General features: G+C 63.9%; 15 protein-coding genes. 4 read left to right on the plus strand and 11 right to left on the minus strand.

Annotated features, from left to right (window positions below):
• Positions 1-266 precede the first annotated feature (266 nt).
• The 3 genes from FB597_RS19185 to FB597_RS19195 form a co-directional block, all read right to left on the minus strand.
• Positions 267-1250, minus strand: coding sequence for a porin (locus FB597_RS19185; RefSeq protein WP_141912718.1), 984 nt, complete (start codon positions 1248-1250; stop codon positions 267-269).
• 745 nt (positions 1251-1995) lie between these two features.
• Positions 1996-2571, minus strand: coding sequence for a hypothetical protein (locus tag FB597_RS19190; protein ID WP_141912720.1), 576 nt, complete (start codon positions 2569-2571; stop codon positions 1996-1998).
• A gap of 145 nt (positions 2572-2716) precedes the next feature.
• Positions 2717-4117 carry a PLP-dependent aminotransferase family protein gene (locus FB597_RS19195; protein ID WP_144770414.1) on the minus strand — a complete coding sequence of 467 codons (1401 nt, stop codon included), beginning with the start codon at positions 4115-4117 and terminating at the stop codon, positions 2717-2719.
• A 377-nt stretch (positions 4118-4494) separates the two neighbouring features.
• Here FB597_RS19195 and FB597_RS19200 point away from each other — a divergent pair, with 377 nt between their 5' ends.
• Positions 4495-6138 (plus strand): methyl-accepting chemotaxis protein, encoded by a 1644-nt coding sequence (locus FB597_RS19200; protein ID WP_141912725.1) that lies wholly within the window; start codon positions 4495-4497, stop codon positions 6136-6138.
• Positions 6139-6217: 79 nt separating this feature from the next.
• Here the strand turns inward: FB597_RS19200 and FB597_RS19205 are convergent, their stop codons facing one another.
• From FB597_RS19205 to FB597_RS19240, 8 genes are all read right to left on the minus strand, one after another.
• Positions 6218-7015: a transporter substrate-binding domain-containing protein gene (locus FB597_RS19205; protein ID WP_141912727.1), complete on the minus strand. Its 798-nt coding sequence runs from the start codon at positions 7013-7015 to the stop codon at positions 6218-6220.
• Between the two features lie 178 nt (positions 7016-7193).
• Positions 7194-8177: a M14 family metallopeptidase gene (locus tag FB597_RS19210; RefSeq protein WP_141912730.1), complete on the minus strand. Its 984-nt coding sequence runs from the start codon at positions 8175-8177 to the stop codon at positions 7194-7196.
• 219 nt (positions 8178-8396) lie between these two features.
• Positions 8397-9302: a LysR family transcriptional regulator gene (locus FB597_RS19215; protein ID WP_144770415.1), complete on the minus strand. Its 906-nt coding sequence runs from the start codon at positions 9300-9302 to the stop codon at positions 8397-8399.
• Between the two features lie 345 nt (positions 9303-9647).
• On the minus strand, positions 9648-10439 hold the full coding sequence (locus FB597_RS19220) for a MetQ/NlpA family ABC transporter substrate-binding protein (protein WP_141912735.1): 792 nt from the start codon (positions 10437-10439) through the stop codon (positions 9648-9650).
• A gap of 47 nt (positions 10440-10486) precedes the next feature.
• Positions 10487-11173 carry a methionine ABC transporter permease gene (locus tag FB597_RS19225; RefSeq protein WP_144770416.1) on the minus strand — a complete coding sequence of 229 codons (687 nt, stop codon included), beginning with the start codon at positions 11171-11173 and terminating at the stop codon, positions 10487-10489.
• Positions 11170-12180: a methionine ABC transporter ATP-binding protein gene (locus FB597_RS19230; protein WP_144770417.1), complete on the minus strand. Its 1011-nt coding sequence runs from the start codon at positions 12178-12180 to the stop codon at positions 11170-11172. The genes FB597_RS19225 and FB597_RS19230 overlap by 4 nt, the downstream gene beginning before the upstream one ends.
• Positions 12181-12375: 195 nt before the next feature.
• Positions 12376-14814 carry a TonB-dependent receptor gene (locus FB597_RS19235; RefSeq protein ID WP_141912743.1) on the minus strand — a complete coding sequence of 813 codons (2439 nt, stop codon included), beginning with the start codon at positions 14812-14814 and terminating at the stop codon, positions 12376-12378.
• Between the two features lie 177 nt (positions 14815-14991).
• Positions 14992-16182, minus strand: coding sequence for an aminotransferase class V-fold PLP-dependent enzyme (locus FB597_RS19240; RefSeq protein WP_141912746.1), 1191 nt, complete (start codon positions 16180-16182; stop codon positions 14992-14994).
• A 236-nt stretch (positions 16183-16418) separates the two neighbouring features.
• Between FB597_RS19240 and FB597_RS19245 the strand changes: the two genes are divergently transcribed.
• The 3 genes from FB597_RS19245 (at position 16419) to FB597_RS19255 (ending at position 19868) form a co-directional block, all read left to right on the plus strand.
• Positions 16419-17354: a LysR family transcriptional regulator gene (locus FB597_RS19245; protein ID WP_141912749.1), complete on the plus strand. Its 936-nt coding sequence runs from the start codon at positions 16419-16421 to the stop codon at positions 17352-17354.
• Positions 17355-17430: 76 nt separating this feature from the next.
• Positions 17431-18897: an NAD(P)-binding domain-containing protein gene (locus FB597_RS19250; RefSeq protein ID WP_141912751.1), complete on the plus strand. Its 1467-nt coding sequence runs from the start codon at positions 17431-17433 to the stop codon at positions 18895-18897.
• Entirely contained in the window at positions 18894-19868 is a 975-nt protein-coding gene (locus FB597_RS19255; protein ID WP_141912754.1) for an ABC transporter permease, read from the plus strand. Before FB597_RS19250 ends, FB597_RS19255 begins: the two co-directional genes overlap by 4 nt.
• The last annotated feature ends 24 nt before the right edge of the window (positions 19869-19892 follow it).

Consider the following 19892-nt stretch of genomic DNA (forward strand, 5'->3'; position numbering starts at 1 on the left):
TCGCTGGAGGCCGTTGCCATTTGTTGACAATTTGTTGGCGCACATGCCGGGACTTTCTCGCGAGGTGCGGGCCAGTAGTCTGCTGCGAGCCCGGCGGCGAAAAAAGTCCGGTTGCGCCAGAGGCCCAGCCGGACATGAAAAGCAGTGACTTGTTCGCATCAATCACTGCCGGCACTGCAGGCCGCGCCACCGGTGTTCGGGCGGCGCGGCCCCTCAAGAACTGCGAAGGATGCAAGGGCCGCCGTTTGTGCGGCGGCGCTCAGGCATCAAAACTTGTGGCGGATGCCGACATTGAACAGGTTGTCGGCGGAGCCGTTGCGGTCAGCCTTGTAGTTGACGGCGTAGTTGTTCGACAGGCGCGACCAGCTGGTGTACAGGTTGGTGCGCTTGGACAGGTTGTGGCTGTAGCCCAGCGCGATCTGGGTGGCGTCGCGGTGGTCGGCGGACTTGTCGTACTTGTGCATCAGCGAGGTCATGATGACGTCGTTGGGCGTGACGTTGATGTTCAGGCCGAGCAGGGCATCGCGGGTGTCCAGTGTGCCGACGCCCTTGTTGATCGCGTAGGCGACAAAGGGTTGCAGCAGGCCGAAGTTGTAGTTGCCGCCCAGCAGAGTGGTCTTGGCGGCATCGGAGCCGGTGGCGTTCTTGGTGTTCTGGTGGGTCAGCACTACTGCGAGCGGGCCGGCAGCGTAGCCGATTGCGCCGGCCATGGTGCGGTTGGCGCTGTTGTCGCCGGCCACTTCACCGAAGCTGTAGGCAACCTGGCCGTTCACGCCGTTGGCGGCGGAGTAGCTGTAGTTGACGGTATTGTCGGTGCGGCTGCCGCCATAGTTGAAGATGCGCGCGGAGTCGCCGGCCAGCGTGTCGCCGAACGGATCGAACACCGATGCGTTGGAGTAGACCATGGTCTGGGTGCGGCCGAGTTTGACTTCACCGAAGCCGCCCGACAGGCTGACGTAGGACTGGCGGTTGAACAGCACGCCAGCTGCGCCCATGGCGCCGGTGTCGGCGTTGAAGCCGGACTCCAGCACGAAGTTGGCCTTCAGGCCGCCGCCCAGATCCTCGCTGCCCTTGAAGCCGATGCGGCTGCCGCTTTGGTTGCCGCTATCCAGGGACAAGCGGGTGCCGGAGCCGGCGTTTTCCACTTTCAGGCCCATGTCGACCACGCCATAGATGGTGACGCTGCTTTGTGCCGATGCGACGCCGGTGATGGATGCGAGTGCGGCGAATGCCAACAGTGATTTTTTCATTTTTACCCCTGTGAGTTGAACGTCGTGTGAGTGCTGCAAGCGTCCCGTCCGGCGACCCGGATATGGCGACACATGCGACATGCGCGGTCATCCGCGGCCTCGCAGCCGCGGAAACTGCCTGGTGCGGCCGTCGCATCGGCGATGGCCCGGAATCACTGCATTCCCCCGAATGATTTTTTGTTGAAGCAATGGTAGGGAGCGAGCCGGAATGCAGCGATAGACAGATCGCCAGCGATTTGCCATTGCTGTATTGGCGGCGAATCAGTACAGCCGGGTGGACGAAGCGATGCGCAGGCGCGCCGTGACTTGTATGGCAGTTATCCGGTTTTGCTCGCGCATCTGCGGCAATGAGCCGCAGCGCGCCGGGCGGACTCGCAAGGAGAAGAGCGTGGTGGCCGGAGGGGCGGGCGGTCGCATACAGATTGCCGGCGGCGGGCAATACAGAAGGTGCAATGGCAGGAGGAAGGGATGCCGCGCGTGATGAATTTTCTTGCGCGCCAGTGGCGGTGAAACAACAATGTTATAAAAAATTATTCAGGCCCGGTCGAGGCGAGGCGTGGTGAAACGGAACAAGAAGAGAGTCGCTCTTGGAGGCATCTCCAGGCGTGCATGAAAAGCATGCGAAGGCGCACTGGAAACGCGCACGCCATGCACCATCGTGTTGGCATCGATCGCAAAAAAAACCGCGCCCTAAGGCGCGGTAACAGAGGGTGACTCGTAAAAGTCGCCAGGGAACCGGTGATGGTCAGCGCGCCAGCGCTGCCGTATCGAGATTGCGGATGATCCAGCGCACCGCGGTGGTCAGCATCGCTTCATCCAGCGTCGGGATGAAGCCGATGTTGAAGCGCTGGTCGCGTACGGTCAGCACGTAGCAACCCAACAGGATGCCGATGCTGACATCGATGCCATGGTCGAATACCCGTTGCGATCCGATCGCGTAGATGAGCCGCAATGTGAAGTCAGGGCCGTCGAATTCATCGCCGTCTGCCAGTGTGAGGAATCTCCCATCTTCGTCGCGCATGCCGATGGCACAGGCTTCGCTGCCGATGTAGAGCTGCTCGGCGATTTTCCGCTGAAGCATTTTCACCAGATACACGCGCGGAAAACCGAATCGCAGGCGCAGCGGCGCGCGCATGCGGTTCGATGCCAGGCGTGCTTGCGGCGCGAGGGCATGTTGATGCATTGACGAAGGTGGCACGCCGTCCTCCACAGATAAGGTGGCCGCCGCACAGCTTTGCGGCTGCGACGGAACGATTGAAATTGAGGTAAGTGTAGGCGCGCGGGCCATGCTTGAAAATGACTCTCTTTGCATAGAGTCCATGCCTTCCAGGCATAGCGTGTTCGCGTCGGCTTTACTGCGATGCGTGTGCAGTATAGAAGTGGGGAGGCAGGTGGAATTGCGTTTTCGGCACAGGCAGGTGCCGATTACATCAAGCGCTTGCCACGGCGCGGGAATCGCCCATGCTTCAGGCCCGCAGGCCACGGAGGAAATTGAGCAGCGCAGGTTCCGTGCAATAGGCGACATTGAGGCGGAACCAGGGGGTGGCCTGGAGATGGTTGCGGAACACCTTGCCCGGCGCGATCAGGATGCCGGCCTGGGCGGCGCGGCGCCAGATATCTTCCGAGTCGTCGATCTGAAGGTGGCGCGCCCACACGAACTTGCCCCCCAGCGGGCGGCAGAAGATTTCGAATCCCTGTTCTTCCAGCATGTCACCGGCCATCTGCAGGGCATTGGCCAGGCGATAGCGCATGCGCTCGACGCTGCGCCGGTACTGGCCTTCGCTCAGCGCATGGTAGACCAGGCGTTCGTCGACCTGGCTGCCGGTGATGCTGGCCACCATCTTGTGGCTGCACAGCTCGTCCACGAACTGCGCCGCACCAGCGATGAAGCCCACGCGCGTGGCCGATGACAGGGTCTTGGAAAAGCTGCCGACATAGAACACGCGCGCCAACTGGTCCAGCGTGGCCAGGCGCGGCAGCGTCAGGCCCAGCATGTCGCAGTAGACATCATTTTCGACGATGCGGAAGTCGTGCTGTTCGGCCAGCTTCAGCAGGCGGTGTGCGTTGGCCGGCGAGAGGCTGGAGCCGGTCGGCGCATGCAGCATGGACTGCACGAACATCATCGCCGGCCGGTGTTCGCGCGCCAGCGCGTCGAGCATGTCGAGGTCGGGGCCATCGGCCTTGCGCGGCACGGGAACAGGCCGGATGCCGTGCAGGTGCAAGTTGCTGAACAGGTTGAAGTAGCCGGGATCCTCCACCAGTACCCGATCGCCGCGCTTGAGGAAGCAGCGCATCACCAGGTCGGCTGCCTGTGTGGCGCCGCTGGTCAGCAGGATCTGCTCTGGCTGGGCGTGAATGCCCAGACCCAGTAGCCGCGTCTGCAGCAGGCCGCGCAGCGGCGCATAGCCGTAGGGATCGCCATATTGCGCCAGGCTGGTGTCGGCCTTGGCCGCCAGTAATTTCATGCCGCTGCGGATCAGGTCGATATCCAGCCAGTCCGATGGCATGCGGCCGCTGGATGCGCCCAGCCGGTCGTGGCGCATGGTGAAGTGAGAGCGCAACTGCCACAGGTGGTCGGGTTCCATCGCGCCGTCTTCAGCCGCATCGCTGCTGTGCGCGTAGACCTGCGGGCGGGAGACGAAGAACCCGCTGCGCGGCCGGGACTGGTAATAACCATGTGCGACCAGCCGCGCGTAGGCTTCGGCCACGGTGTGGGCGCTGATCTTGTGGTCGCGCGCAAAGCAGCGGATCGACACCGCGCGACTGCCGTTGCGCACCACGCCGTTGTCGATCAGTTGCTTCATTTGTCCGACGATCTGTTCTACCAGCGAGAGCTCCGAACTTCCGGAAATCCTGACCAGCGCCATTGAATTCCTTTTGCGTTGAGGTGTTGTCGAATGCGCCTGTGCAGAATCGGGCGGCGAGAATGGCTGTACTGCCGTGAGGGCAATACAGATGATGGTTTTTTTTCAACGGCGCAAGCCGCCGCGCGGCACGGCCGCGAATATAGGTTGTCAGCTATTTGCAAGCTTCATGCCAAGTATTGAGAACAGGGGGCCTGTCTGCGGAACGATCACCACGACCTGCCAGTAGCCCATGCGCCCGCGGTGGACTTTTCCATCCTGCGGGATGGCGGCATCCTCACGGGCTTGCCGCTCGCATGGCGGGTACATTTCTTGCTGAAAATATTTGGGGCGGCGGTATCGGGGGCCGTCGGACAACAGTCAATGAAGGGGATGTACAAATGAAGGTTTTTTCGAACATGAGAATTGGCGGCCGCCTCGCGATCGGTTTCGCGGTGGTGCTGGCGCTGTCGATCCTGATCATGGCGATCGGCGTGTGGCGCCTGCAGGTGGTCACCGACGTGACACACCAGATGGTGACGCAATCGGTGCGCAAGGAGCGCCTGATTTCCGCCTGGTACGGCAACCTGCGCGCGGCCATCCTGCGCACCATCGCCATGTCGCGCAGTACCGATCCGACGCTGAACAACTACTTCCTCAACGAGGAACTGGCTTCCGGCAAGGAAAGCGCCGAGCTGCAGAAGGAGTTGGCGCAGCTGTTTGCCTCCGATGAAGAGAAGTCGCTGTACGCCGAGATCGAAGGCTTGCAGAAAAATTACAAGTCGATTTACCTGAACATGATGGACATGAAGTCCACTGGCGACCAGGACGGCGCCAACAACGTGCTGATCCAGGAGTTCATGCCGATGGCCAAGAAATACCAGGCGACGATGCAGAAGCTGTTGAAGGCGGAACAAAGCGAGATCGACCTGGCATCGTCGAACATCGAGCAGGTCGCGAAGCAAAGCCGCATCCTGCTGATGGCGCTGGAAGCCGCCGCGCTGTTGTTCGGCGTGCTGTGCGCCTGGGTGCTCACGCGCGGCATCGTGCATCCGCTGAAGCAGGCGGTGGCCTTGTCCAGGCGCGTGGCCGAGGGCGACCTGACGGCGCACATCGAGATCCGCTCGCGTGACGAGGTTGGCCAGTTGCTCGGTTCGCTGATGGAGATGAACGGCCGCCTGCGCGGCATCGTCACCCGCGTGCGGCAGGGTACCGATGCCATTGCCACCGCCTCGGGCGAGATCGCCGAAGGCAACCAGGACTTGTCGGCGCGCACCGAACAGCAGGCCGGCGCGCTGGAGGAAACGGCCTCCGCCATGGAAGAACTGATTTCCACCGTGCGCACCAATGCCGACAACGCGCGCGAGGCCAGCCGCCTGGCGGCTGCCGCCTCCGGCATTGCCGGCGAAGGCGGCGCGGTGGTGGGGCGCGTGGTGGAGACGATGGATGAGATCAACGATTCGTCGAAGAAGATAGTGGACATCATCAGCGTGATCGACGGCATCGCTTTCCAGACCAATATCCTGGCGCTCAACGCCGCGGTGGAAGCGGCGCGCGCCGGCGAGCAGGGGCGCGGTTTCGCGGTGGTGGCGTCTGAAGTGCGTTCGCTGGCGCAACGTTCGGCGGCCGCCGCCAAGGAGATCAAGACGCTGATCGACGATTCCGTGAACAAGGTCGGCGCCGGCAGCGCGTTGGTGGAGCAAGCCGGGGCGACCATGACGCGCGTCGTCGAGAGCGTGCAGCACGTCAACGCCATCGTCAATGAGATCAGCGTTGCGAGTGCCGAGCAGAGCGAAGGGATCCAGCAGGTCAACGATGCGATCGCGCAACTGGATGATGTGACTCAGCAGAATGCCGCGCTGGTTGAGCAGGCAGCGGCGGCGGCGGCTTCCATGCGGGGCCAGGCCGGGAATCTTACCCAACTGGTCAGTGTGTTCCAGGTGGACGGCAGTGGGGAGTCGGGGTTGCCGGAGGTTGAGGCGGCTGCTGTTTCCGGCAGGCGGTTGCCGTTGCTGGGGCGCAAGAGGGCGTTGCTGCAGGCTTGATTGCTGGTGTGGATGAGACGAAAAAAAACGGCGGACAATGTCCGCCGTTTTTCATGGATGCATCAGCATCAGCTGGACATCATTGGAAGGTAGTGGCCATCTTCTGCGGCAGCGGCACGTTGAGCCACTTCTTGACGATGGCGTTGATCTCTCCGTTCTTCTTGGCCGCGGTGATCACTTCGTTGACCTTGGCCAGCAGTGCCGGTTCGCCCTTGTTCAGGCCGACGCTGCAGCTCGATTCGTTGATGATGTACTTCAGCACCGGCTTGTTGTCCGGCGCCTTCTCGCCCAGCGCATAGGCGACGAAGTCACCGGTGCCGACCAGTTGCACCTGGCCCGAGACGTAGGCCGAGATCATGGCGTTGTTGTCTTCATAGCGCTTGATGGTGGTGCTCTTGGGTGCGGTATCGGTCAGTTGGATGTCCTGGAAGGTGCCGCGGGCCACGCCCACGGTCTTGCCGGCCAGGTCGGCGGCATTGGCGACCTTGATGGCGGCCACGCCGAACACGCTGTTGTTGTAGGGCGCATAGGCTTGCGAGAAGTCGATCACCTTTTCGCGCTCGGCATTCTTGCCCAGGGTGGAGATCACCAGGTCGGCCTTATGCGTTTGCAGGTAGGCGATGCGGTTGGCGCTGGCCACCGGCACCAGTTGCACCTTGACCCCCATCTTTTGCGCGATCAGCTTGGCGACGTCGATGTCCAGGCCCTGCAATTGCAGGTCGGCGTTGACCGAGCCGAACGGGGCGAAATCCTGTGGCACGGCGATTTTCACCACGCCGGCTTTCTGGATGTCGGCCAGCGCATCGGCGTGGGCGTTGACGGTGAAGACGGACAGCAGGCCAAAGGAAGCGGCCAGCACCGGTTTTGCAAATTTCATAATTACCCTTTGAAAGTAAGTTCCTTGGTTTGCGGCGCCGGCCCCAGGTTCCGGATGCCGCCCCTTCGTGCAGATGGGGACAGGGATGCGGCCCGTCCATCTGCACCGCGGTGATATCTGCATGCCGCCGCGGGTCGTGCGGCGTCTGATGCGCCGTGCGAGAGATTCGTCTCTTCTGCTATCGCGCGATATCCCGGCCCAGCCTGACGACGGTGACGCCCGATCCGATATGCCGCAAGGAGGGCATGACCAGCGTACAGTCGTCATAGGGCGTGGTGATCTCGCGCTCATTCTCTTTTGCAATGACCGTGCCAGCCTTGGGGATGACCTCCATGCCGCGATAGTCGGCCGCGAATTCCAGTTCCATGCCTTGCGCCACCACCGGCTCGGTGACGCCGATGAAGCGTTGCGCCGGCAGTTCGCCTTGCTGCATCAGATGCGCCACGTCGGCGCGTTCCACCGCGCCTGTCGCCAGCAGGAAGCGGGCGGCCACGTCCTGTGCCACGCGCTCGCTGGCGGCGGAAAAGTGCTGGCCGCATTCCACCAGCAGTGCGTTCTTCATGCTGGCCGGATCGCCGAAGCCGGCGTAGTCGCGCATGCGCACGCCATTGGGATGGCCATGGTCGACGATCACGTGCTGCGGTGTGCCCAGTTGCGCGGCGAAGTCCATGCCCTTGTCCAGCGGGCCGCTGACGATCAGCGGCGGCGCGGCCTCGTGCATGGAGTGCAGATCCAGCATGAAGTCCACCGTGTCGATCACGGGGCGCAGTTCGCGCGCGCGGCGCAGTTCGGACGAGTCGTCGTCGCCGTCCAGCCGCTGCGCGCTCCACACGCGGTTCATGTCTTCGTCGATGTAGCGCGAGGCATCGGCGTCCTGCGGATTGAAGCGCGCATACGCGGCGACGTTGCCGAAGCCCAGCGTGACGCGGCCCCTGACCGGATGCAGGCCCTGCTTGAGCAGGCGATCGACGGCAATTGCGCCGCTGACCTCGTTGCCATGCATGAGCGCCAGGATCATCACGTGCGGGCCTTCCATATGGCTGTCGAAAGTGTGAACGTAGTCGACGCCGGTATTGCCGTGGCGCCAGCGGCCGATGTCGGGGAATTGAACTTCTACGGGGTATTGCGGCAATGTTGCGCGGATCTGTTCCAGAGTCTTCATGGATGCTTGGGTCGTTGTGTTTTCAGGCGAGTATAGGCAGGCGCGCATGCGACCCCGTGCCGATTCGGCACAGGCTTGTGCCGTTTGGATTGGCGCTGCAGGAGATGTTTGAAGGCGGGGCGCGAAAGACATCGGGCGCGCGAACTTGGGGCGCTTGCTCACCAATAGCGTGCTTGCCCGGCGTCCCGCGCGGCGGGAATGAGCCGCCGTCGAGACGATTCAGTGCTGGCTGTCGCCAGCCGCGGCATAATTCCAGATGGCGTTGACCAGTTCATTCGTACTGCCGCGTACGCGGTACAGCGATACATCGAAGCGGATGCGCAGGTTTTGCTCGCCTACCGCCAGCAAGCGCCCTTCGGCGATGTCCTTCTGCACCAGCCGTTGCGGCAGCCAGGCCACGCCGGTGCCGCGCACGGCCATCTCCTGGATCGATTCATAGGAGTCGGCCTGGTAGACCATCTTCAGCGCCGGCTTCTGCTCCAGCTCAGCCAGGTGCTTGGCCAGTACGCCGCGCAGCGTCAGCGTCTGCGAGAAGGCCAGCCACGGTATTGCGCCAGCCTTGGCTTCGAGCATGTACAGCGGCTTGCCGCGCTTGTCGGGCGCGGACACCGGCAGCAGCAGTTCATGTGCGATGGTCTGCGACTCATAGCGCTGATGGTCGATGAGCATGCGCGTGGCGGGGCTGGAGTAGATCAGCAGGATGTCGGCCTCGCCGGCGGCCAGCTTCATGATCACGTCCTGCGCGCCGCCGGTGCTGATCGAGACCGGGAACATGCCGCAATGCTGCTTGATGCCTTCGTACCAGTCCGGGAAGAAGGTCTGCGACAGCGTGCGTCCTGTGGCCAGGCGCAGCACCTTCTCGGGCTCGGCCGAGGATTCCTGCAACTGGGCGCGTGCGGCATACAGCACATCCACCGAATTGTGCGCCGCATCGAGGAACAGCTTGCCGGCGCGCGTGAGCGTCACCGGCTGGGTGCGCGTGACCAGTTCGGCGCCCACCCATTGCTCCAGCGCCTTGATGCGGCGACCGAATGCGGGGTGGGTGACGAAGCGGTTTTCTGCAGCGCGCGAAAAGCTGCGCGTGCGCGCCAGTTCGATGAAATCTTCCAGCCAGACGAGATGCACTTGCGGTTCCTTTGCCTTGAGCGCACAAGCTTCGCGCGCGGTGTGGATCGGTGCGGAAAGAGCAAGACCTGTTCCAAAGCACGGGCTGCTTGCATTGGAGCGCGATTGTAAACCTTCGCCGCCGCTGCGCGCGAGTTCTGCCGAACTTATACTGGCCCCGGCCGCCAGAGCCCGGAACCGGGAACCGGGAACCAGGAGACGCCGCGCATGCGCAACATCGATCCGTTGAGGAAAGAAAAAAGCCGCGGATTTCTCCGCGGCCCGCAGTGGAACGCACCGGCAGGGCGCTTCGCGCGCTTCTGCAGCCGCCCTCATGGCGGCCGGCCCGTGCAGGAGGGAGATGGTTCAGAACGCCGGCACGATGGCGCCCTGGTATTTCTCTTCGATGAACTTCTTGACCTCAGGCGAGTTCAGCGCGGCGGCCAGTTTCTTGATGGCGGGGCTGTCCTTGTTGTCTTCGCGCGCCACCAGCAGGTTGGCGTAGGGCGAGTTGGCGTCTTCGATGAACAGCGAATCCTTGACCGGGTTCAGCTTGGCTTCCAGCGCGTAGTTGGTGTTGATCAGCGCCACGTCCACCTGGTTGAGCACGCGCGGCAGCGTGGCCGCTTCCAGCGCGCGGAATTTCAGCTTCTTCGGGTTTTCGACGATGTCTTTCTGGGTGGCCGAGATGTTGGCGCTGTCCTTCAGTTTAATCAGGCCGTTGCGGGCCAGCAGCAACAGGGCGCGGCCCGAGTTGGACGGGTCGTTGGGAATGGCGATGGTGGCGCCGTTGGGGATGTCGGCAATCTTCTTGTACTTTTGCGAATAGGCGGCGAACGGCTCGACGTGCACCTTGGCGACCGATACTTCGATGTCGTTCTTGTGCGCTTTCTTGAACTGGTCGATATACGGCTGGTGCGCGAAGAAGTTGCCGTCGACCTGCTTTTCGTTGGTCTGCGCGGCCGGCTGCACGTAGTCGGTGAAGACCTTCACCTGCAGGTCGACGCCTTCCTTGGCCAGCACCGGCTTGATGTGTTCCAGGATCTCGGCATGCGGCACCGGGGTGGCGGCGATCACCAGCTTGTCGGCGGCATGGGCGCCGATGGAAAACGCCAGTGCGGCGCCGGCGAACAGGTGGGGGATCAGTTTGCGGGACATGTATTCGCTCCAGTCTTGTTGTGAGAGTTCAAAAGGTGTTCAAAAGGTCATTTACGGGTAAAGCGCAGCACCAGGCGGTCGCCGAAGAATTGCAGCAACTGCACCAGCACCACCAGGATGGCCACGGTCACCACCATCACTTCGGTCTGGAAGCGTTGGTAGCCGTAGCGGATCGCCAGGTCGCCCAGGCCGCCGCCGCCGATCACGCCCGACATCGCGGCATACGACATGAGCGTGATGGCGGTGATCGTGACCGCCGCCAGCAAGCCTGGCAGGGCCTCGGGCAGCAGCGCGCCGAAGATGATCTGGCGGCGCCGCGCGCCCATGGCGGTACAGGCCTCGATCACGCCGCGGTCGATCTCGCGCAGCACGCTTTCGGTAAGCCGCGCGAAGAAAGGCGCGGTGCCGATCACCAGGGGCGGAATGGCGCCGGTCACGCCCAGCGAGGTGCCCACCAGCCACAGCGTGAACGGGATCAATACGATCAGCAGGATCAGGAAGGGCACCGAGCGCAGCACGTTGACCAGCAGCGACAACGCCAGGTATACGCCGCGTTGCGCCAGCAATTGCTTGCGGTTGGTGAGGAACAGCAGGATCCCCAGCGGCAGGCCCAGCAGTATCGTGAAGAACAGCGAGCCGCCGGTCATGGCCAGGGTTTCCAGGGTGGCGTCCCACACCTCGCTCCAGTCGACCTGCGACAGCGAGGTTTGCAGCAAATCTGCCAGCGCGCTCATGCCAGCACCTCATGCTCGATGCCGGAGGCCGCCAGGCGTTCCAGCACCTGGGCCACGGCCTGCTCGCCGCCGGAAAACTCCACCAGCAATTGCCCATAGGGCGTGTCCTTGATGCGCGAGACAGTACCTTGCACGATGGTGGCCAGCGCCGCGGTGGCCGCGGTCAGTTGCGACAGGATCGGCTGGGCCGCCAGTTCGCCGGCATAGGTCAGGCGCACCAGCTTGCTGTCGGCGCGGCGCGCATAGGGCGCCAGCGTTTCGTCCCAGGCGAGGCTTTCGGCCAGCAGCGCGCGCGTGACCGCATGTTTCGGATGCAGGAAGGTATCGACCACGGCGCCGCGTTCGACCACGATGCCGGCGTCGAGCACCGCCACCCGGTCGCAGATGTTGCGTATCACTTGCATCTCGTGCGTGATGAGTACGATGGTCAGGCCCAGCTTGCGGTTGATTTCCAGCAGCAGGCGCAGGATGGACTGGGTGGTTTCGGGATCGAGCGAGGAAGTCGCCTCGTCGCACAGCAGCAGGCGCGGCGAATTGGCCAGCGCGCGGGCAATGCCGACACGCTGCTTTTGCCCGCCCGACAGTTGCGACGGATACTGGTCGCGGTGCGCTTCCAGGCCGACCAGCTGCAGCAGTTCGGCGACACGGCGGTCGCGCTGCTCGCGGCTGTAGCGGCCGGTGATCTTCAGCGGCCAGTCGATGTTCTGGGCCACGGTCTTGGCGTTCAACAGGTTGAAGTGCTGGAACACCATGCCGATGCGCTGGCGCAGCGCCAGCAGGCCATCGTGGCCGAGTCCGGTGATGTCTTCGCCGTCGATCAGGATGCGGCCGCTGTCGGGACGTTCCAGCAGGTTCAGCGTGCGGATCAGCGTGCTTTTGCCGGCGCCGGAGCGGCCGATGATGCCGAAGATCTCCCCTTGGGCGATTTCCAGGTTGATGTCTTGCAGGGCGACGATGTCGCGCTTGCCGGCCCGGTAGTTTTTATGAAGATGCTCGATGCGAATCACGATGATCAGGATGGATGGGACTGATCGAGTCTAACTTTTGGTTATTTAGGCTGGAAGTTCTTATTAGTTTTTTGCTTATGAAAAAAAGGAATTAAGCGCGCTCTGGCGGGCGCGAAACCTCTTGTCGATCGATTAATCGGGATTCAGCGGGCCGGGCGGACCGGCAAGAACCGGAAAATGCCCATGTCCGCCGTCTCAGAAGTTGTAGCGCAAGGTGGCGCCGACGGTGCGCGACTGGCCCGCCGCGGCGTTGTAGTACAGGCCGCTGGCTTGCGTCCCGGCGCCGGCCGAATACACCGACAGGTAATAGCGCTTGTCCAACACGTTGCGGGCCCACAGGGACAGTTCCCAGGACTTGCTGTCGCCCTGGTAGAGGCGCAATCCGGTGGCCAGGTTGAGCAGGCCGTAGGCGGGGATTTCGGAATAGACCGAATTGTCCGCCGCGCCGCGCGCCGACGAGCGCCAGGCGTAGCTGCCGGCCACGTAATGGTCGACGTTGTCGCTCACATGATGCCGGTATTGCGCCGACAGGCTGGCGCTCCAGCGCGGCACGTCGGCCACGCGCGCCCCGCTCAGGCTGCAGCTGGAGGGCGCGCCGGCCGCGTTGGCGATTTCGGCCGGGCATGGCGCTTTGTCGTAGGACAGGTAGGTGGCATCGGTGAACGAGGTATTGAATCCGAGCGTGAGGCCTTTGAGCGGCTGGGCCTGGATGTCCAGTTCCGCGCCGCGGCTGCGTACCTTGCCGACGTTGACCAGCGTCGGCAGGTTGATGCCGCTTGGGCTGGGCAGGAAGGCCGTGGCCTGGTAATTGTTGATGCCGGTCCAGAACAGGTTGGCGTTGATGTGCAGGCGCTGGTCGAACAGCGCGCTCTTGATGCCCAGTTCGGCGGCGTTGGCGCGTTCGGGGCCGATCAGCAGCGAGCCGCTGCCCAGCGTGGGCGCATTGGAAACGCCGACGATGCTCAGGCCGCCGGATTTTTCTCCATGCGACAGCGTGGCGTAGCCCAGGACGTTGTCATCGATCTTGTAAGCCAGGTTCAGCAGGGCGGACGGGCTGAAATTGCCGATCTTCAGATTGCCCGAATCGTAGGGAGTCAGGCCGAACGCGTTCCAGAACGGCGCCGTGGCGGGATTGGCATTGTGCGGCGTGTCGCGGCGTACCCAGCCGCGTTTTTCCTCATAGGTGCCGCGCACGCCGGCGGTCACGTCCAGACGCTGGGTGACATGCCAGGTGCCCTGGCCGAACAAGGCGTAGCTGTCGGTGTCGACCTGGCCGGGGGAGATCAATGTCACATTGTTGAGCACGCCAAAATTGGCGCCGACAATGCCGAGGTCGGCCTTGGGGCCGTAGTTGAAGAAGGTCCGGTTGGAGAGCCGCTGGTTGAAGTAATAGGCGCCCGCCACATAATCGAACGCGCCGCCGATGGGGGAAGCCAGCCTGATTTCTTGCGAGAACTGGCTGTCCTCGACTTGCACGCCGTAATTGGAAAGTACCGGGGTGAATGCGCCGTTGTCGGGCTTGAAGTCCCAGAAACGCCAGGCGGTGATCGAGGTCAGCTTGAAACCGCTGTCCAGTTTCCAGTTGGCTTCGGCCGAGGCGCCGCCCTGGCGCACGCTGACATGCTGGTCGGCATCGAAATTCACCTGGTACAGGCTGGGGTCGGTGACCGGACGGTTACCCAGCTGCGCGCTGGAGGCCAGGTATTTGTTCACGCCGTTGATGGTCGGCCCGGCGTTGTAGAACACCGAGACGCCATTGCTGGAATTTTCTTCGCTGTAGTCGCCGATCAGGCGCAGGCTGAAACGGTCGTCCGGCTGGTACAGCAATTGGCCGCGGATGCCGCGGCGCGTGCCGCCGTTGAGCTTTTCGCCATTGGCGAGGTTGTCGACATTGCCGCCCTGATGCGTTTGCGAGACGGTCAGGCGTCCGGCCCAGGTATCGCTGATCGGGCCGGACAAGATCGCCTTGGTCTGGTAATAGCCATTCGAGCCGGTGGAGGCTTCCACGCTGTTGTCGCGTTCGAACGAGGGTTGCCGCGTATGGATGTTGAGTACGCCGGCGGTGGTGTTCTTGCCGAACAGCGTTCCTTGCGGGCCGCGCAGCAATTCGACCTGGTCGATGTCGAGCAGGTCGGTCACGGCCATGCTGGCGCGGCCCAGGTAGACGTTGTCCAGATAGATGCCGACGCTGCTGTCGATGCCGTCGCTGTTGCCGGAATTGGCGCCGATGCCGCGCACGCTGATGCTGGCCTGGCGCGGCTGCGCCAGCGATATGCTGGTGGAGGGCAGCAGTTGCTGCAAGTCCTGCAATTGGTAGACGCGCTGGTTTTCCAGCGTTGCGCCGTTGAGGACGGTCATCGGCACCGGCACTTTTTGCGGGTCTTCATCGCGCCGGCGGGCGTTGACGGTAATCGTCTGCAAGGCGTCCGGCGCGATATCGTCCGGGGCCGATGCCTGTGCCTGTACGGCTGCGGCCGCAACCCTGGCATCGGCGCTATTGGTGTTATTGGCGCCATGCTGGTCCGCCGCCTGCGCGCATGCCGGACAGGCGGCTGCGATGGCTGCCAGCACCAGGCCCAGGCGCCAGCCGGCCGGGCGATGTCTTGTCGTCCGGGTGTCGTCGGCGATGTTCAATTCGTGCTCCCCCTTATGCTATGGAGGGGATTGTCGCCGAACTGGGAGCTCAAATCCAAAACAGATACAGCATTTCTGCATAAGGGATCCGCATATCCTTATGAGGCCGGCGCATCGGGATGGCGAAGGCTCAGGCGCATTCCGCGAGCGTTCAGGGCGCTGGAAGCAGGACGGCGTTCAGGCGCCATCGGCAACCACATCCAGCGCCATCACCTGGCCAATTGCCGCGATCACATAATCGATCTCGGCTTCGGTGGTGCCGCGGCCGAGCGAAAAGCGGATCGCGTTGCGCGCCGTTTCGGGCGAGCGGCCGATCGCCAGCAGCACGAAAGAGGGCGCGGCAGCGGCCGAGTTGCAGGCCGAGCCGGCCGACACCGCGATGCCGAGCAATTGGCTGGCCAGGGTGCCGTAGCGGGTCGGCGGGAAGCTGACGTTGAGGTTGTGCGGCACACGGTTGGCGGCGCAGCCGTTCAATTGCACGCCGGGCAGGTGGCCGATGCCGGCCCACAGGCGATCGCGCAGGGCGCGGATGCGCGCGCTTTCTTCGGCCAGCAACTGGCCTGCCAGTTCGAATGCCTCGCCCATGCCGACGATCTGGTGCGTAGCCAGCGTGCCGGAGCGCATGCCATTCTCATGGCCGCCGCCATCGATCTGGGCTTGCAGCTTCAAGTCGGGACGGTTGCGCACATACAGCGCGCCGATGCCCTTGGGACCGTAGACCTTGTGTGCGGAGACCGACATCAGGTCCACTGTCAGGCGCGCCAGGTCGACCGGGATCTTGCCGGCCGCCTGCACCGCGTCGACGTGGAACACGATGCCGCGTTCGGCGCAGATCTCGCCCAGTTCGGCGATCGGCTGGATCACGCCGATCTCGTTGTTCACATACATCACTGAGGCCAGGATGGTGTCCGGGCGCAGCGCGGCGCGGAACTGTTGCGGCGTGACCAGCCCGTTGTCGCCCGGTTGCAGGAAGGTGACTTCGAAGCCGGCGCGTTCCAGCGTGTGCATGGTGTCCAGCACCGCCTTGTGCTCGGTGGCCACGGTGACCAGGTGGCGGCCCTTGCCGGCCAGCGCCTGGGCCGTGCCCTTGATGGCCAGGTTGTTCGATTCGGTCGCGCCCGAAGTCCAGACGATCTCGCCGGGCTGCGCGCCCAGCAGGCCGGCCACCTGGGCGCGCGCCTTTTCCACCGCGCGCCTGGCTTCCCAGCCGAAAGGATGGGAGCTGCTGGCGGCGTTGCCGAATTTGTCGGTGAGGAAGTCGCACATGATCCTGGCGACTTGGGGATCGACCGGCGTGGTGGCGCCATAGTCCAGGTAAATGGGGAAAGTCAGGCTGGCAGGCGGGCGACAGGGAGCGGGGGCGTTCATGACGGCGGATTCGGGAAGTCCAGGAAAAGCGGCGTTGGGGCAGCGTTGGGTTTGGGCATGGCGCCATGCCTTGCCTGAAAGACAAGGCGAAATGGCGGGCCAGGCAGGAAGTATGGCCATTTATGCCCGACCTTGCGCTTCTTACATTAGCTTATACAAAATTATTATACTGAAATAGAATAAATACAAACCTATAATCCGAAAATCATATGCATGGATCTTGATTCGGGACATTGATGGATCTCAACCAGTTGGAAGCTTTCGCGGCGGTAATGACGATCGGCAGCGTGACTGGCGCCGGGCGCAGCCTGGGCCGTTCGCAGCCGGCCGTGAGCAAGGCCATCGGCGACTTGGAAGCGGAGCTGGGTTATGCGTTGTTCGACCGCAACGGGCCGCGCGTGACGCCGACCGGCAAGGCCTTCCTGTTGTACGAGGAGGTCGAGCGTTCGCTGGTCGGGCTGCGCAGCATCCGCGAGCGCGCCGCCGAGATCGGCCGCGAAGAGGCGCAGCCGGTGCATCTGGTGGCGACCCCGGCGCTGGCCTCGACCATCGCGCCGGCGGCCTTGCAACTGGTGGCGCAGGGCAGTTCGGCGTTTCCGGAGCATATCCATTTGCGCAGCGCCTCGGCCGAGCAGGTAGTGCATTCCGTGCTGCACCGTACCGTCAGCCTGGGCCTGACCAGCCTGCCGGTGGCGCACCGCGGGCTCGACCTGCACTGGATCGGCGAGGCGCCCTGCGTGGCGGTGATGCGCGCCGACCATCCGCTGGCCAGGAAAGACAAGATCACGCGCGCGGCCCTGCGCGGCGAACGCGTGATCACCATGTCCAACCGCTACCGCCTGCGCCAGCGCATCGAAACCGCGCTGGGCGAGGACAGTCTGCTGGACGTGGCGATCGACACCAATACCTCCTTCAACGCCATCATGGCCGCGCGCGCCGGCCTGGGGGTGGCGCTGGTGGAGCCGATCACGGCGCTGGGCATGCCCATCGAGGGGCTGGTGGCCAGGCCGCTGGCGGTGGATATTCCGTTTTATTTCGGCGTGGTGACGCCGTTCGGCAAACCGGTCGAAGGCATCACCCAGGCGCTGATCGGGGCGGTCGAAACCGCCGCGCGCAACATCCTGCACGGCTTCGTCAAGCGCGACGCGGCCGAACATGACGAATTGCTGTAACTGACAGATACAAGCGACGGCAGGCGGCCCCACGGTTTGCCTGCCATGTCCGTTTTTCGCTTTTGAAGAGGGCCACATGCCGAATATGGAATCGACCGCCGCTACTGCGCCGCAAGGCCTGGCGGCGCTGGAGGCGCGCCTGCGCCAGGATCTCGAATGGCTGGCCTTGCCCGGCAAGGCCTGGACGCCGCAGACCGAGCGTGATGGCGCAGCGGTGCTCGACGTGGCCATCATCGGCGGCGGCCAGGCCGGCATGGCCGCATCGGTGGCCTTGAGCCACCTGGGCATCCCCAATGTCATCTACGACCAGTCGCCCAAGGACTTCGAAGGCCCCTGGGCCACCACCGCGCGCATGGAAACGCTGCGCTCGCCCAAGACCCTGACCGGTCCCGCGCTGGGCTTTCCGGCGCTGACCTTCCGCGCCTGGTTCGAAACCCAGTTCGGCGCGCAGGCCTGGGAAGAACTGGACAAGATCCCGCGCCTGCAGTGGATGGATTACCTGCGCTGGTTCCGCCGCGTGATGCGCCTGGATATCCGCAACGAACACCGCGTGCTGGCCGTGCTGCCGCGCGCCGATGGCGTGGTGGAACTGAAGCTGGCGACGCCGCAGGGCGAGTCGTCGGTGCTGGCGCGCCGCGTGGTGTTGGCCACCGGCCGCGACGGCCTGGGCGGCGCTTACCTGCCGCCGCTGGTGGACAAGCTGCCGCGCGCGCGCTGGGCGCATTCTTCCGATGTGTTCGATTACGCCGCGCTCAAGGGCAAGCGGGTGGGCGTGGTGGGCGGCGGCTCGTCGGCCATGGACAGTGCGGCTACCGCGCTGGAACAGGGCGCGGCGCGGGTGGACCTGCTGATCCGCCGCAAGGAACTGCCGCGCGTCAACAAGGGCAAGGGCTCGGGCAACCCGGGCCTGGTCAACGGCCACCAGCATCTGCCGGACGAATGGAAATGGCGCATCCGCCACTACGTCAACGCGCAGCAGGTGCCGCCGCCGTCGGGCAGCACCCGCCGCGTATCGCGCTTTGCCAATGCCCGCTTCCTGCTCGGCACCTCGATCGAGGAGGTGGCCGTCCAGCCGGATGGCGCGCTGCGGCTGGACACCAACCGCGGCCCGCTGGAACTGGACTTCCTGTTCTTCTCCACCGGTTTTCGCGTCGACTGGAGCGCGCGTCCCGAATTCGCCGCCATCGGCCCGCACATCCTGACCTGGCGCGAGCGCTATACGCCGCCGGCCGGCGACGAGGATGCCGAGCTGGCCGATTCGCCTTACCTCGGCCCGGTGTTCCAATTCCAGGAAAAGACCCCCGGCGCGCTGCCCGGACTGGACCGCGTGCATTGTTTCTGTTATCCGGCCACCGCCAGCCACGGCACCGTTTCCGGCGACATTCCCGCCATCAGCGACGGCGCTTACCGCTTGGCGCAGGGCATCGCTTCCCTGATGTACGGCGAGGATGTGGAATACCATTACCGCAATATCGAGGCCTACGAAGAACCCGAACTGGTCGGCGACGAGTGGACCCCGTCCGAATGGGAGCTGCCGGGATGACCATGGCCATCGCAAAGAGCGTGCTGCAGGCGCTGATGGTGGTGCTGCTGATGACGGTGATCGTCTTCTTCGGCCTGCACCTGATCGGCAACCCGGTCGATATCCTGATCGGCCAGGACGTCGACCAGGTCGACCGCCTGCGTATCATCCAGGAGCTCGGCCTGGACCAGCCGGTGTGGCGCCAGTACCTGTCCTTCCTGGGCGGCGCGCTGCACGGCAACCTGGGCAACAGCTTCGTGTACAACTCGCCGGCCATCCTGCTGATCTTCCAGCGCCTGCCGGCCACGCTGGAGCTGGCCTTCGCGGCGCTGATCCTGGCCGTGCTGGTGGGCATGCCGCTGGGCCTGTTCGCCGGCATGAAGCCCGACCATCCGTTCTCGAAGCTGGTGATGACCGGCAGCATCTTCGGCTTTTCGCTGCCGACCTTCTGGATCGGCCTGATGCTGATCATGGCCTTTTCGGTCTCGCTGGGCTGGCTGCCTTCCGGCGGGCGCGGCCAGACGGCGGAACTGTTCGGCATCCAGTGGTCATGGCTGACCGCCGACGGCTGGCGCCACATGATCCTGCCGGCGCTCAACCTGTCGCTGTTCAAGATTTCGCTGGTGATCCGCCTGACCCGCGCCAACGTGCGCGAGGTGCTGCCGATGGACTACGTCAAGTTCGCCCGCGCCAAGGGCCTGGCCCCGGCGCGCGTGGTGCTGATGTACGTGCTGCGCAATACGCTGATCCCGCTGGTGACGGTGCTGGGGCTGGAGTTCGGTTCCACCATCGCGTTCGCGGTAGTGACCGAAAGCATCTTCGCCTGGCCCGGCGCCGGCAAGCTGATCCTGGACAGCATCAACGCGCTGGACCGCCCGGTGATCGTGGCCTACCTGATGGTGATCGTGTGCATGTTCGTCGCCATCAACCTGGTGGTGGACGTGCTCTACAAGATTCTTGATCCGCGCGTCCGGGTGGAGGCCAAGGCATGAGCGCGCCAGAGCAAGGCATCCAGG

Source organism: Herbaspirillum sp. SJZ099 (assembly GCF_007828355.1).
Classification (GTDB): Bacteria; Pseudomonadota; Gammaproteobacteria; order Burkholderiales; family Burkholderiaceae_D; genus Herbaspirillum.